The organism is Treponema sp. R8-4-B8, assembly GCF_054786175.1.
Genome location: NZ_BDHE01000442.1, coordinates 1 through 434 on the forward strand (window position 1 = coordinate 1; position 434 = coordinate 434).

Annotated in this window: 1 protein-coding gene; it reads left to right on the top strand. The window is 35.9% G+C overall.

Going from position 1 to position 434, the window contains the following annotated elements:
* Window positions 1-124 precede the first annotated feature (124 nt).
* Window positions 125-434: hypothetical protein (locus tag ACYVRA_RS09160; protein ID WP_461252396.1), on the top strand; the 310-nt coding region annotated here is incomplete at its 3' end.

Here is a 434-nt window from a genome sequence, read left to right on the forward strand (position 1 = left end):
TTTATGAAACCATTGGCGACCCTGCATCCGCGATTGAAGCGTATCGTGACGTACTGATTAAATGGCCTGAAATGCCCGTCTGGCACAACCTTGCAAGGAGCAGGCTTGCGTTTCTTGAGGGAAAATGAAGTTTCTTAAAACGCCGGTAATACTTGTATCTTGTTTATTTTTATTAACCTGCGGAATTGACGAGTATTATTATCTTCCCCAATTGTCGGAAGGCAGAATTGTATCTCAGTTTAATACCAATGCGGAAATAGATATTCCGCCTAATTCTCTTAGTCAGTATTACGCATCTGGATATACTATTTTTTACAGAATATATATCAGTAATCTGGACATCACTGTTACTGACATAATAAATAAAAATCCAAATATAACAAATTCAAATATATATAGGGATTACAACTATTTATATTCGTATACGGATCCTA